We start from the raw sequence: 12,459 nt of genomic DNA, 5'->3' as shown, positions 1-12,459 counted from the left end.
TTGAACGAATTTAATACAGGTTTGGATGATTTTTTATGCATGTCACTTCACAGACACGCAGATATTCGCTGCGCAATAAAGACTTGTCGCACCAAATTACCGACACCGAGTGAGCCAGTGCCTTCGCCTTTTAATATGCTGGGGTCGAGTTAATATGCTGGGGTCGAGATAAATTGGAAGTGATGAGTTTGCGGTTGAGTGTTTTGTGCAGTTTTAACAACAAGTTGCCAGCGCATTGTTGGTTCACTGCAACTCCCTACTTGAGTGCTTGCAACCCAAGTGCCCGCGTCCACTTTATTGAACAAAACCGGGATACGTCCCATGTACATGCCAACACCCTCTAGGTGCGCTTTAATTACTTGAGTGTGCTCAGGCAGTGTTAGTTTTATCGCGAACGGGTTCTCAGGGTGAACCTGTTCAGTGCTCAAGGCAAAGGTAATGTCTTGATGTGTTTGCTGCTGATGCTCGCAACAACTGGTATTCGCACTGAGATTTTCTATACTTGTCGTCGAGTCGCTGTCACAACCAGCGATAAGCAGTAATGTGCAGATCAGCACGCCAACACCAGAGCGAAAGGGGTGACCGCTTGGGCGGTATTTTTTTTCACGCTCAAAGCGTGGTGAAGTAATCGATTCTGTCACTGTATTACGTACTTGTAGCTAACACATTATTCGGCTGATGCTTTATTACACCAGAAGTCAGTTAAATTTTCCCCAACTTCTTGGGATAATTTGATTGAAGTCATTATTTTAGCCATTTGCGCTATCTTTTTAAGGTCAAAAATTTTATCATTTCGGCCGAAAATAATAAGCGTGTTTCGAGTGTGTTTTCTGAAATGCTCAAAGTGTTGAGGGTTTTAGATAGCGGGCTTGGAGCACAATCAGTAGGGCCTATTCGCATAGAATAGGTAATTCATTTCTAATCGCATAATAATGCAGCGGAAACCTGACAATGAGCCAAACAGTAGCATCACAAACTGAGTACAACTATAAAGTTGTTCGCCAATTCGCTATTATGACAGTGATTTGGGGCATCGTTGGCATGAGTGTCGGTGTTCTGATTGCCGCCCAGCTTGCCTGGCCAGCGTTGAACTTCGATACCCCATGGCTAACTTACTCTCGACTTCGTCCGTTACATACGAACGCAGTTATCTTCGCTTTCGGCACCAGTGCCCTTTTTGCAACGTCTTACTACGTTGTACAACGCACCTGCCAAACCCGTCTTTTCTCCGACAAACTCGCGGCCTTCACATTCTGGGGCTGGCAACTTGTCATCGTACTTGCAGCAATTACCTTACCTATGGGTATTACTAGCTCAAAAGAGTACGCTGAGCTTGAGTGGCCAATTGATATTCTGATTGCCGTCGTGTGGGTCTCGTATGCCGTGGTGTTCTTCGGCACGCTAATCAAGCGTAAGGTGTCACACATTTACGTGGCAAACTGGTTCTATGCTGGTTTCATTATCACGGTCGCCGTTTTACACATTGTAAACAGCATGGCTGTTCCGGTCTCGCTGACCAAGTCATACTCCATTTATGCCGGTGCAGTGGATGCCATGGTGCAATGGTGGTACGGCCACAACGCAGTAGGTTTCCTACTGACAGCGGGCTTCCTTGGGATGATGTACTACTTCGTTCCTAAACAAGCGGGGCGTCCTGTGTACTCTTACCGTTTATCGGTTGTACACTTCTGGGCACTTGTCTCTCTTTACATTTGGGCTGGTCCTCACCACCTACACTACACGGCTCTGCCAGATTGGACACAGTCGCTAGGTATGGTGATGTCGGTGATCTTATTCGTACCTTCATGGGGCGGCATGATCAACGGTATCATGACCCTATCGGGCGCGTGGCACAAATTGCGCACTGACCCAGTACTTCGTTTCTTGGTGGTATCACTGTCATTCTACGGCATGTCGACTTTCGAAGGCCCGATGATGGCTATCAAATCAGTAAACGCCCTATCTCACTACACTGACTGGACCGTAGGTCACGTACACTCTGGTGCGCTTGGTTGGGTAGCGATGATTTCTATTGGTGCAATCTATCACCTAATCCCGGCATTGTTCGGCCATGGTCGCATGTACAGCATCAAGCTGGTTAACACGCATTTCTGGCTACACACTGTGGGCGTTGTACTTTACATCGTGGCAATGTGGATTTCAGGTGTAATGCAGGGTCTAATGTGGCGTGCAGTGAACGAAGACGGCACCTTAATGTACAGCTTCGTACAATCACTAGAAGCGTCTTATCCCTTCTACATCATGCGTTTCCTAGGCGGTGTATTCATCGTAACGGGTATGTTGGTTATGGCTTATAACTGTTATCGCACCATTGCTGCCAAAAAAGGCGCAATCGCTGACGATACACAGGCACAGCCAGCTTAAGGGGTAGATGATGAGCAATAAAAACTCTAGCAACAAACACGAAATTGTTGAAAAGAACGTCGGCCTGATGGCCATCCTAACGGTGTTCGCGATTAGCTTTGGTGCACTTGTGGAAATCACCCCGCTGATGTTCCAAAAAGACACCACTGAGCCTGTAGATGGGCTACGCCCACTCACAGCGCTTGAGCTTGAAGGCCGTGATATCTATGTTCGTGAAGGTTGTTACAACTGTCACTCACAGATGATCCGTCCTTTCCGTGACGAGGTAGAGCGCTATGGTCACTACTCGGTGGCTGGTGAGTCGGTATGGGATCACCCTTTCCAATGGGGCTCAAAACGTACCGGTCCTGACCTTGCACGTGTAGGCGAGCGCTACTCTGACGATTGGCACTACGCCCACCTTATGGACCCACGCGCAGTGGTTCCAGAGTCAAACATGCCAGCTTTTCCTTGGTTGGATGAAAACGTACTTGATGGCGAGTTAACGGCTAAGAAAATGGAAGTATTCCAGGATTTTGGCGTGCCTTATACGGATGAAGACATTCAAGGCGCCAAAGAAGCGGTGCAAGGCAAAACCGAAATGGAAGCCTTAATCGCCTACTTGCAGCAACTTGGCACACACTTGAAGTAATTATTATGGATTACGGCACGTTCAGAGGCATTTTAACTCTGGTAATAATGGTACTTTTTATCGTGATTGTGTTGTGGGCATTCAGTAAGCGCAGTAAGAAGCGCTTCGACGACGCAGCCAACTCGGTGTTTGAAGACGAAAAGAAACACCAAAACACAATCACACATGAGGAAAAGGAGTCTGAGAAATGACTAGCTTTTGGAGTATTTGGGTCATCGTGTTAACAGTGGCCTGTCTAGCTCTCATTTTTGCTCTACTAGTTTGGAACTTGAAAAACTACGTGGGTGTAAAAGAGGGTGAAAGTTGTGGCCACGAATTTGATGGCATTGAAGAGGTGAATAACCCACTACCAAAATGGTGGACATACATGTTCTTCGCCACCTTTATTTGGGCAGTGTTTTACCTTGCTGCTTACCCTGGTTTAGGTAACTTTGAAGGCCTATTTAAGTGGAAAAGCTCTAACCAAGGCATTACGTCTTTAGAAGAGTCAAAGCAAGCCGTCAGTGAAGCCGAAGAAAATGGCTACCGTATTCAGCTTGACGATGAAATTCGTGCCGCTGAAAAACGCTATGGCCCTATCTTTGAGTCTTTTGCCAAGCGTGATGTACTTGACTTAGCAGCAGATGAAAAGGCGTTAGAAATTGGTCAACGTTTGTTCTTACAAAACTGCGCGCAATGTCACGGCTCTGATGCTCGTGGCGGTGACGGCTTCCCTAATCTGACCGATAATGATTGGTTATATGGTGGCTCGCCAGATAAAATTAAAGAAACGTTACTGCACGGTCGTGTAGCAGCCATGCCAAGCTGGGAAGCTGCATTGGGTGATCAAGGTATCAAAGAGATGACCGCCTATGTACTTAGCCTTTCCGGACGTACAGTTAACCAAAAAGACGCTGAAGCCGGTGCCGCTAAGTTCGCTATGTGTGCTGCCTGTCACGGTGCTGATGGTAAAGGCTCTGTTGCTCATAACCTGCCGTTTGGGGCACCTAACCTTACCGATAACATTTGGTTATATGGTAGTGGCTCTAAGCGCTCAGTTGAAGAAACGCTACGTAACGGTCGCGCTGGTGTCATGCCCGCTTGGAAAGAAATTCTTGGCGAGGACAAAGTTCACCTGTTAACGGCATACGTATACAGCCTGTCTCAGGAAAAATAATCGCTTAGATTAATTGAAATCAAAAAAGCCTCCTAATTTGGAGGCTTTTTTTTGGGAATTTTTGTTCTAATACCGTAAAATAGCAGCCACTATTCGGCAATATGAAGTGCGTTATGAAAGCAGTGTCTCCCCCTTGGTATAAGCAGTTTTGGCCTTGGTTTCTGTTGTTTTTCCCATTAGTAACAATAATAGCCTGCATCGGTCTTATCACCTTCGCTGTTGGCAACGGCCCTGATATGGTAGTGGATGATTATTACAAAAAAGGCAAGGCCATCAACCTCGAGCTGAGCAAGTTTAATAAAGCCAAAGCGCTCTACTTACACGGCGACCTTGATATTGACCAAGAGCGTGTGGTGTTCCGCTTTACCAAAGGCGACGCATCAAAAGTTGCAGCGCTCAATATCGGCCTGTATCACCGCACCATTGAAGAAAAAGATATTCGTTTTAGACTCACGCAAAATGCCCGTGGTGAATTCACAGCGCTATTAGACTCCCCGATCCCACAGGGCGCTTACACTGTGTTTATTACTCCTTTTGATGACAGCTGGAAGCTAAAAGAAAATATTCAGCTGCCCTTGAACGGCACCGTAAAAGTTGACCCTGAGTATAAGTAAATGAGCGCAAAGGCGTGTTTTCACTGTCTTGAGCCAGTTCCGGCTGGCTTTAATGAATCGGTCACCATTCAAGGTCATGCGCAGCCCATGTGTTGTATTGGCTGTAAAGCTGTCGCCCAGACCATCGTTGACCAAGGCATGACCGATTATTATAAGTATCGCACTGAGTCTGCCGGTAAAGTCGAACAGCTCGTGCCAGAGCAACTTGCACTTATAAAAAGCTACGACCAAGAAAGTATTCAGCAAGAGTTTGTGGCTCATCAAGGCGACGATAAAGAGGTGCTGCTCAGTGTCGAAGGGATCAGTTGTGCTGCCTGCGCTTGGCTTATTGAAAGGCAGTTGCTCGCCCATCAGGGCGTAAAACGTGTTGATGTTAATACCTCCACTCATCGCGCCATGGTGGTGTGGAACGACGAACAGGTCAAGCTCAGCACCTTGATCACCAGTCTCGCTGAGATCGGTTATAAGAGTTACCCTTTTCAAGCTGATAGTGAAGCGGCACAAAAACAGGCAACGGCCAAGAGCTTTATCCGTCGCCTTGGCGTCGCGGGCCTGATGACCATGCAGGTGATGATGTTCGCCTTTGCTATGTACTTTGGCATGTTCTCAGGGATGGAAGATAACTTCGAGCAATACTTCCGTTGGATCAGTTTAACCCTTGCCACGCCCGTTATTTTTTACTCTGCACTGCCCTTTTTAACCAATGCCATCAGTGGTCTTCGCGCTAAACAATTGAATATGGATGTCCCTGTATCCTTGGCGATATTTGGTGCCTATTTTGCCAGCTGCTATGCCACACTGACTGAGCAAGGCGAAGTGTATTTCGAATCCATTTGTATGTTTACCTTCTTGCTGTTACTGGGTAAATATTTAGAGTTTCGCGCCCGCCTTAAAGCCAGTGAATTTACCGCTAACTTGCAAAAATTACTGCCCCTAACAGCGCGTAAAGTAGAGAATAATGAAGAACATATAACCAGTGCCAAACTCCTCTCTCTAGGTGATATCGTACGCGTCAAAGCCGGCGAAACCATTGCCGCTGACGGCGTGGTGATTGCAGGGCATTCCAGCGTTGATGAGTCAATGATGACCGGTGAGCACCACCCTGTGACTAAGCGCGTAGGCGACCAAGTCCATGCTGGCACTCTCAACCATGACGGCGTATTGACGATAGAGATCAACAAAGTGGGCCAAAACACCTTGGTCAACCAAATCATCAGACTGCAACACTCAGCATTAAGCCAACGCCCACGCATTGCCCAAGTAACCGACAAGGTTGCCCAGTGGTTTGTTGCCTGCTTACTCGTTTTTGCCTCGATTACCGCAGCAGCTTGGTACAGTATTGCTCCCGAGCACGCCTTTTGGATCACCATTGCGGTGTTGGTTGCAACTTGCCCATGTGCACTGAGTTTGGCCATCCCCACCGCACTAACATGTGCAGTGGCCAACCTCACCAAGCGCGGGGTGTTAATCAAACAGTCTCATGTGTTAGAGACAGCCACCAAGCTCACCAAGGTGGGCTTTGATAAAACTGGCACCCTGACGTTAGGGCGCTTTGTTATTGACCACACGGAAATACTAGATAACGCCTACGACGAGCAGCAAATACATGCATTGGCTAGCGCTTTAGAAGCGTATTCCGAGCATCCCATAGCCAAAGCGTTTACCGAGAGTGCGAGTGCTGCTGCCCAACAAGTCATCACCGATGCCCAAGTACACACAGGTTATGGGGTGGCTGGTATGTGGCAAGGTCAGCGTGTGCACATTGGTAAAGCGAGCTGGTTTGCAGGCCCGCAACCTAAAAACGCGCAGGCGGTGTTATATGTAAATGAATCCGCCGTGGCCGCATTCTTTTTACAAGATAAAGTAAGAGAATATGCACAAGAGCTGCAACAGGAATTAAAACAACAAGGCATTGAGCGCTTGATGCTCACTGGCGACCCCTCCGATAAAGGTGCCCAATTAAGCCAGCAACTGCAATTAGATGCATGTCACAGTGCGCTGCTGCCACAAGACAAATTAGCACTGATGCAATCGTGGCATAATCAAGGAGATATCTGTGCAATGGTCGGCGACGGCGTCAATGACAGTCCGGTATTTAACGCTGCGCATTTATCGATTGCGATGGATAGCGGCGCCGATATTTCGAAGAACACCGCCGATGTGGTATTGTTAAACAGCGATTTACGTTCGGTGTCTAAGCTTATCACCATTGCCAAAAAAACACGCCGAATTGTTCGTCAAAACTTGGCACTGTCGCTGTGTTATAACGGCGCTATCTTGCCTTTGGCAGCGATGGGCCTCGTAGCGCCGTGGATGGCGGTCATAGGTATGTCTGCCAGCTCCATTATTGTTATTACCAACTCGTTGCGACTATTACGCCTATGAGCATTATTTATGTGTTAATCCCTATCGCTATTTTGTTCGTGATTATTGCCATCGGCATTTTCTTTTGGGCAGTCAAAAGCGAGCAATTTTCCGACTTAGATAAACAAGGCCACAGCATTCTCTTTGAAGACGACAAAGAAGAGCACGACAAGAGCAATGAGCGAGATTAACTTTATTGCTGCTTTGCTTATGGGTCTTGCCGGCAGCGGCCACTGCGTTGCTATGTGTGGCGGTATCGCCGGTAGTTTTCAATTGGCCAGTAAGGACCTTAATGCCGTCGGTGCAGCCAGTGCTTACAACATAGGTCGGTTATTTAGCTATACCCTAGCGGGTGCCCTTGTAGGAGGGCTAAGTGCTGCCTTTGCCAAGCAGAGTAACACCCTCAGCCAAGTATTAAGCTTATTCAGCGCAGTCTTTATGGTTTTGGTTGGCCTGTACGTGATGCGGCTATTTAATGCCCTTGGCCCAGTTGAAAAAGCCGGACAATGGGCTTTGTGGCGCCATATCGTCAAATTAAACCGCTACCTAATGCCAATTAATACCTATCCCAAGGCCCTGGGTTATGGTGCACTTTGGGGGTGGCTGCCATGTGGTTTAGTTTACAGCGCGCTAACTTGGGCTATAACCAGCCAAAGCGCGATTAATGGCGCACTATTTATGTTATGCTTTGCGCTTGGGACACTCCCTGCCATGTTGGCATTAGGATTAGGCGCCCAATTTATAAAGCGTGGCCTCAATCACCCATGGGTGCGCCTAGCACTTGGTAATCTATTACTTTGGTATGGGTTGTATAGCCTTATTGTTGCAAGCCAACCTCTACTGACGTAGATTTAACACAAACATTCAGTTCACCTTGGATAGTAAAATGGACGTAAAACCAACCCTTTCAGGTAAATACGCAGGTAAGTCAAACTGTGCCATTAGTTGCACAAACTGCTCTATTTCACAACTGTGTCTGCCGTATAGCCTAAATGGCGATGAAATGGATCGTCTCGACGATATCATTGAGCGCAAAAAACCGCTGCACAAGGGGGATTTCCTGTTTGAATCTGGGGACGAACTGAAGTCCATTTTTGCCGTGCGCAGTGGCTCGTTTAAGTCCTTTACTCTATCAGAGCAAGGCGAGGAACAAATCACCGGATTCCATTTGGCGGGCGACTTAGTTGGTTTTGATGGTATTCAAACCATGAAACATCAAAGCTTCGCCCAAGCCTTAGAAACATCTATGGTGTGCGAGATCCCCTTCGCTACGCTCGACGAATTAGCAGGGAAGTTACCGAAGCTGCGCCAGCAGATCATGCGCTTAATGAGCAACGAAATTAACTACGACCAAGAAATGTTATTGCTGCTAAACAAAAAAACGGCTGAGCAGCGCCTGGCCTCTTTCTTGTTCACCTTATCACGCCGCTTTAGCGAGCGTGGGTTCTCAGCTAGAGAGTTTCGTCTCACTATGACGCGCGGTGAAATCGGTAATTACTTAGGCTTAACAGTTGAGACCATCAGCCGCTTATTAAGCCGCTTCCAAAAAGGGGGATTCATTCGTGTGGACGGTAAGTTCATCACCATTGAAGATCATGAAACCCTGGCCCACACGGCTGCGATAAGTTTGCCAAGCGATTGATCTAACTCAAACTCACAGACCGCGCCCCCTTTTCAATTGCGTTAATTGCGTTACACTGAAATGGTGTATATTACAATTCGCTTGGTAATGCAGGAGGCGCACAATGGATAAAATTAAACGTATTTTAGCTGTGGTTGATCCCACCGTGGAGCAGCAACAGAGTTTGTCTCGGTCTATCGAACTGGCGCGAAAAAGCGGTGCGCAAATCACCGCCTTCCTGTCCATCTATGATTTTTCTTATGAAATGACCACAATGCTTAGTGCCGAAGAGCGCGAAGCCATGCGCAAAGCGGTGCTCAGTGAAAAAGAGCAGTGGTTGAAAACCCTCACTCACCAATACCAAGATGTGCAATTTGACACCAAAGTGGTGTGGCATAACCGCCCTTTCGAAGCCATTATTCGCGAAGTGCTCGGCCATGATTATGATCTAGTCGTCAAAGGCACACACCAACATGACACGCTAAAATCGGTGATCTTTACGCCTACCGATTGGCACTTGATCCGTAAATGCCCGGCTCCTTTATTGCTAGTGAAAGACCATAACTGGCCAGTTGGCGGTGCAGTGGTGGCTGCGGTTAATGCTTCCAGTGATGATGAGCAACACCAAGCGCTTAATCAACGCATTGTTCAAGACGCTAAATTTATTGCCCAACTTGCTCAGGGCGACCTGCATTTAGTTAATGCTTACCCGGCAACACCGGTGAATATTGCCATTGAGATCCCGGAGTTTAATCCCTCACAGTACAATGAAACGGTGAAAGAGCATCATCTCAATTCAACACGAGAATTAGGCGCTCAACATGGTATCGCTACGCATCATCAACATGTGGAGGAAGGTTTACCGGAGGATGTGATCCCTCGGATTGCGAAAAAGCTCGACAGTGAACTTGTGGTGATGGGCACCGTGGGCCGCACCGGTCTCAGTGCAGCTCTTGTCGGCAACACTGCTGAGCATGTTATTGATAGTCTCGATTGTGATGTCCTGGCGCTGAAACCCGATGGCTATCACTCCCCGCTTGAGGACTAATCTGCAACCATTACACACTATCTGTCATTTGGGCGGCGCTAATGCCGCCTTTTTCTTGATGCCGCTGAACTGTATGCCTATAATACGCGCCTTTAAAATGAGCCGTAACAAGGGTGTCTAGGTGTCGCATTCAGCACAAGCCAAAGCGCAATATAACTTCAATAAACTGCAAAAGCGGCTACGCCGCCATACAGGTCAAGCCATTGCTGACTTCAATATGATTGAAGAAGGCGACCGCATCATGGTGTGCTTATCCGGCGGTAAAGACAGCTACACCCTGCTCGATATTTTACAAAATCTACAACGCTCAGCGCCGGTGCGCTTTGAGCTGTTTGCGGTGAATTTAGACCAAAAACAACCCGGCTTTCCTGAGCATGTGCTGCCCGAATACTTGGACGGTTTAGGTATCGAGTACAAAATTGTTGAAGAAGACACGTACTCAATTGTTAAAGATAAAGTGCCTGAGGGTAAAACCACCTGCTCGCTGTGCTCGCGCTTACGCCGTGGTATCTTATATCGCACCGCTAAAGAGCTCGGAGCAACTAAAATTGCTCTCGGCCACCACCGTGATGACATGATTGAAACCTTGTTTTTAAATATGTTCTATGGCGGAAAAATGAAAGGCATGCCAGCCAAGCTAATGAGCGATGACGGCCAGCACATGGTGATCCGCCCACTGGCCTATTGTAAAGAAGCTGATATCAGTGCATACGCACAACAAAAAGAGTTTCCAATCATTCCTTGCAACTTGTGTGGCTCGCAAGAAAACTTACAAAGACAGAACATCAAGGCGATGCTGCAGCAGTGGCATAAAGAATCACCTGGGCGTATTGAAAGCATCTTTACCGCCATGCAAAACGTGGTGCCCTCACATATGGCTGATACTTCGCTGTTTAACTTTGCACAGCTGCAAACCGGTGAAGTAATAGATGGCGGCGATATTGCGTTGGATAAAGCCCAGTTCGACACACCAACTGTGCCCAAAGAAGAACACTCTGACAGTGGTGTAAAAATTCAAGCCATTGAGCTGTAAGAGTATAATAAGGCCGCTTTTAAAGCGGCCTTATTCCTTTCTCTACTGCGCTATCCATGGCGTAATGCGGTGAATCTGCGTGCCTTCTACTAAGATGTTATTATTGTCTTGCCACTGCTGCTCAATCGGCACCTTGCATTGCAAGCCTTGGCACTGCCAGCTGTCCGGCACCTTCGCCGGCAACGTATCAGCAAAGTGTAGTTGCACCCCTTTATGTTCAGGTAGCAAAAACGGCATCAGCGTACCCACGAAAAAGCCAGATAAGTCGCCAATTAAATCATCAAACTCTTGCTCGATGGTATAAGTTTGGGCATGGGTTAATCGTGTAAACGGTCCTGGTGCTTCAATTTGCATACTCAACTGGCACTGCCCTGATTGTGGCGTGGCGATGACCATAGCTTTGTGGGTATCGAGTTGCTTGTCAAAGGGCAAGAACAGTTGCCCGTTATCATCATAAGTTAAAGGAAAGCGTTCGCGCTCGGTCACGATTTTGCCTTCCTTTAGTACGCAAATTTCTGCATTTTCATAGGTTTTTAAGTAAAAGCCGACTTTAGCGTGTTGGAAATTGCCCTCGTTGACAACCTCCATACGGTCGTAAAAGCCATCGTAAGACATCACCACAGGCTCATCTGTTGGCTGCGCATTCACAGCCATTGAACACATTAGTGTGGCAATAAAAAGGCATTTATTCATCGAAGTAAGTCCTATTATGGTCAATCATCGCTTGCAGCTCTTCAATATAGGCTTCACCGCGCTCAGAGTAAGACATCAACCCATACGTCAGCGCCTTGGCATCAATTGGCTGTTGTGCTTGACGTAAGTCGGCGCGAATATCGCGTAATTCACGATACGCGCTGTTGGTGTTGATATTGTAAAAATAGGCATTCACCGCCTCTTGCACTGACTGATACACAGCAACCTCATGTTTTGCCCCTTGGTTGCGGCGCTTTGGCACCATACCGCAGCCCTTACTAAAGCACCATTGCCCAAAAAAGTTAAGTCCGATGCGGGCAAAACGTGAGGTGCCCCATGCCGACTCATTGGCCGCCTGCATCATGACTAATTCTTTGGGGATCACATCTACTCTGCGCAATGCCTGGCGCAGTGATAATTCACTAATTTGTTCATCTCCCAGCCCATATTCAGCGAAAATATCGGTGACCTTATCAATCTGCACATCAGTAAGTGGCTCATCAAATTGGGTCATCATCAGGGCAATTTCTAACACTGCACGCTGTGAGCGTAACTTGGCATTCGCTTTTTCAATAGGCTCGCGAATAAAGTCGAAGAACGCCGCCTTTTTCTGTTTTACATCCTTTATCGCAGCAAAATTAGGTAGCTTAACGTTGTGCAGAGGTTTTTCCGGCACTGTTGGCTTTTCTACAGTGGGCTGCTCCTCACGTGGCTGAGTGTCTGCGACACGGGTTCCCCATATGAACGGGTATAACAATGCAGTCACACAGATTATTACGGTTATTAGCAGTCCAAGCTTTTTTATCATGAATCCTCCACGAGCCCCCAAGGCCAGATCAAAAAACGCGGCATTATATCGCGAACATGGTTGTTTTAAAAACGCAATCTGAACACTCGGGTGATTGAAAAGACTT

Annotated in this window: 14 protein-coding genes; 11 read left to right on the top strand and 3 right to left on the bottom strand. The window is 47.4% G+C overall.

Annotation, left to right across the window (positions count from 1 at the left end):
* Positions 1 to 149 precede the first annotated feature (149 nt).
* The gene (locus MHM95_RS00360; RefSeq protein WP_239383897.1) at positions 150 to 641 is read right to left on the bottom strand and encodes a hypothetical protein; all 492 of its coding nucleotides are present in this window, start codon (positions 639 to 641) and stop codon (positions 150 to 152) included.
* Between the two features lie 310 nt (positions 642 to 951).
* Here MHM95_RS00360 and ccoN point away from each other — a divergent pair, with 310 nt between their 5' ends.
* The 11 genes from ccoN to ttcA all read left to right on the top strand — a co-directional run bounded on the left by ccoN (position 952) and on the right by ttcA (position 10,852).
* The gene (gene ccoN / locus MHM95_RS00355; RefSeq protein ID WP_022943666.1) at positions 952 to 2,385 is read left to right on the top strand and encodes a cytochrome-c oxidase, cbb3-type subunit I; all 1,434 of its coding nucleotides are present in this window, start codon (positions 952 to 954) and stop codon (positions 2,383 to 2,385) included.
* A gap of 10 nt (positions 2,386 to 2,395) precedes the next feature.
* On the top strand, positions 2,396 to 3,016 hold the full coding sequence (gene ccoO / locus MHM95_RS00350) for a cytochrome-c oxidase, cbb3-type subunit II (protein WP_022943665.1): 621 nt from the start codon (positions 2,396 to 2,398) through the stop codon (positions 3,014 to 3,016).
* A gap of 5 nt (positions 3,017 to 3,021) precedes the next feature.
* Positions 3,022 to 3,207 carry a CcoQ/FixQ family Cbb3-type cytochrome c oxidase assembly chaperone gene (locus tag MHM95_RS00345; protein WP_045978669.1) on the top strand — a complete coding sequence of 62 codons (186 nt, stop codon included), beginning with the start codon at positions 3,022 to 3,024 and terminating at the stop codon, positions 3,205 to 3,207.
* Complete coding sequence (gene ccoP, locus MHM95_RS00340) at positions 3,204 to 4,172, top strand: cytochrome-c oxidase, cbb3-type subunit III (RefSeq protein ID WP_022943663.1); 969 nt, start codon at positions 3,204 to 3,206, stop codon at positions 4,170 to 4,172. Before MHM95_RS00345 ends, ccoP begins: the two co-directional genes overlap by 4 nt.
* Before the next feature lie 122 nt (positions 4,173 to 4,294).
* Positions 4,295 to 4,786, top strand: coding sequence for a FixH family protein (locus MHM95_RS00335; protein WP_026110935.1), 492 nt, complete (start codon positions 4,295 to 4,297; stop codon positions 4,784 to 4,786).
* Complete coding sequence (locus tag MHM95_RS00330; protein ID WP_239383896.1) at positions 4,787 to 7,171, top strand: heavy metal translocating P-type ATPase; 2,385 nt, start codon at positions 4,787 to 4,789, stop codon at positions 7,169 to 7,171.
* Positions 7,168 to 7,341 (top strand): cbb3-type cytochrome oxidase assembly protein CcoS, encoded by a 174-nt coding sequence (gene ccoS / locus MHM95_RS00325; RefSeq protein WP_022943660.1) that lies wholly within the window; start codon positions 7,168 to 7,170, stop codon positions 7,339 to 7,341. The genes MHM95_RS00330 and ccoS overlap by 4 nt, the downstream gene beginning before the upstream one ends.
* Positions 7,328 to 7,999 carry a sulfite exporter TauE/SafE family protein gene (locus MHM95_RS00320; RefSeq protein ID WP_022943659.1) on the top strand — a complete coding sequence of 224 codons (672 nt, stop codon included), beginning with the start codon at positions 7,328 to 7,330 and terminating at the stop codon, positions 7,997 to 7,999. The genes ccoS and MHM95_RS00320 overlap by 14 nt, the downstream gene beginning before the upstream one ends.
* A 37-nt stretch (positions 8,000 to 8,036) precedes the next feature.
* Entirely contained in the window at positions 8,037 to 8,792 is a 756-nt protein-coding gene (locus tag MHM95_RS00315; RefSeq protein ID WP_022943658.1) for an FNR family transcription factor, read from the top strand.
* Between the two features lie 103 nt (positions 8,793 to 8,895).
* Positions 8,896 to 9,819 (top strand): universal stress protein UspE, encoded by a 924-nt coding sequence (gene uspE, locus MHM95_RS00310; protein WP_045978667.1) that lies wholly within the window; start codon positions 8,896 to 8,898, stop codon positions 9,817 to 9,819.
* A gap of 121 nt (positions 9,820 to 9,940) precedes the next feature.
* Positions 9,941 to 10,852, top strand: coding sequence for a tRNA 2-thiocytidine(32) synthetase TtcA (gene ttcA / locus MHM95_RS00305; protein ID WP_239383895.1), 912 nt, complete (start codon positions 9,941 to 9,943; stop codon positions 10,850 to 10,852).
* Between the two features lie 42 nt (positions 10,853 to 10,894).
* Here the strand turns inward: ttcA and MHM95_RS00300 are convergent, their stop codons facing one another.
* A complete protein-coding gene (locus tag MHM95_RS00300; protein ID WP_239383894.1) occupies positions 10,895 to 11,545 on the bottom strand; it encodes a DUF2987 domain-containing protein in 651 nt (216 codons plus the stop codon).
* On the bottom strand, positions 11,538 to 12,353 hold the full coding sequence (locus tag MHM95_RS00295) for a glucosaminidase domain-containing protein (protein ID WP_239383893.1): 816 nt from the start codon (positions 12,351 to 12,353) through the stop codon (positions 11,538 to 11,540). Before MHM95_RS00295 ends, MHM95_RS00300 begins: the two co-directional genes overlap by 8 nt.
* Positions 12,354 to 12,459: the final 106 nt, after the last annotated feature.

This window comes from Pseudoalteromonas sp. CnMc7-15, from assembly GCF_022347925.1.
GTDB lineage: Bacteria > Pseudomonadota > Gammaproteobacteria > Enterobacterales > Alteromonadaceae > Pseudoalteromonas > Pseudoalteromonas ruthenica.
Note: the sequence above shows the minus strand (reverse complement) of the source record. Positions and strands in the feature narration are given on the sequence as shown.

Coding starts and splice junctions, on each gene's coding strand:
- MHM95_RS00315 (WP_022943658.1), top strand. CDS start 8,037: ATGGACGTAAAACCAACCCTTTCAGGTAAATACGCAGGTAAGTCAAAC.
- MHM95_RS00330 (WP_239383896.1), top strand. CDS start 4,787: ATGAGCGCAAAGGCGTGTTTTCACTGTCTTGAGCCAGTTCCGGCTGGC.
- ccoS (WP_022943660.1), top strand. CDS start 7,168: ATGAGCATTATTTATGTGTTAATCCCTATCGCTATTTTGTTCGTGATT.
- MHM95_RS00345 (WP_045978669.1), top strand. CDS start 3,022: ATGGATTACGGCACGTTCAGAGGCATTTTAACTCTGGTAATAATGGTA.
- ccoN (WP_022943666.1), top strand. CDS start 952: ATGAGCCAAACAGTAGCATCACAAACTGAGTACAACTATAAAGTTGTT.
- uspE (WP_045978667.1), top strand. CDS start 8,896: ATGGATAAAATTAAACGTATTTTAGCTGTGGTTGATCCCACCGTGGAG.
- ccoP (WP_022943663.1), top strand. CDS start 3,204: ATGACTAGCTTTTGGAGTATTTGGGTCATCGTGTTAACAGTGGCCTGT.
- MHM95_RS00320 (WP_022943659.1), top strand. CDS start 7,328: ATGAGCGAGATTAACTTTATTGCTGCTTTGCTTATGGGTCTTGCCGGC.
- MHM95_RS00300 (WP_239383894.1), bottom strand. CDS start 11,545: ATGAATAAATGCCTTTTTATTGCCACACTAATGTGTTCAATGGCTGTG.
- MHM95_RS00295 (WP_239383893.1), bottom strand. CDS start 12,353: ATGATAAAAAAGCTTGGACTGCTAATAACCGTAATAATCTGTGTGACT.
- ccoO (WP_022943665.1), top strand. CDS start 2,396: ATGAGCAATAAAAACTCTAGCAACAAACACGAAATTGTTGAAAAGAAC.